Origin of the sequence: Parafrankia sp. Ea1.12 (assembly GCF_900465275.1) — a bacterium.
GTDB classification, from domain to species: Bacteria; Actinomycetota; Actinomycetes; order Frankiales; family Frankiaceae; genus Parafrankia; species Parafrankia soli.
In genome coordinates, this window is sequence record NZ_UBIZ01000302.1 from 1 (window position 1) to 452 (window position 452).

Annotated in this window: 1 protein-coding gene; it reads left to right on the top strand. The window is 67.7% G+C overall.

Features of this window, described 5'->3' with window-relative positions:
• Nucleotides 1–32: 32 nt before the first annotated feature.
• Nucleotides 33–452: DUF4159 domain-containing protein (locus FMEAI12_RS15735; RefSeq protein WP_160144280.1), on the top strand; the 420-nt coding region annotated here is incomplete at its 3' end.

A 452-nucleotide genomic window follows, 5' to 3' on the forward strand; every position in this document is an offset into this window, starting at 1 on the left:
GGTTTCGTGTGAGAGCGCGCCTTCGATTACCGTTGACGATCGCGCTTGCCGGAGCCCTGGCGGCGGTCTCCGTGCTCGTCTCCGGCAGCAGCGCGCCGGCCACGGTGCGGTCGCGGGCGGCCACGCCTGAATTCCAGTTCACGCGGCTGCAGTACGACGACGCCGACATGGGTTTCGGCTTCGGACGCCGTGGCCTGGGCGGCTGGACCACCGACATGCCGGATGCCGAGTATCACTTCCTGCAGGGCCTGAAGCGCCTCAGCCGCGTCGATGCCCACGACGAAGGCACGTACGTACAGGCCACCGATCCCGAGATCTTCGATCATCCGTGGATCTATGGCGTCGAGGTGGGGCGCTGGGCGCTGTCCGACGAGGAGGCCGCGCAGCTGCGCGAATACCTGCTGCGCGGCGGCTTCCTGATGGTCGATGACTTCCACGGCACGGTGCAGTGG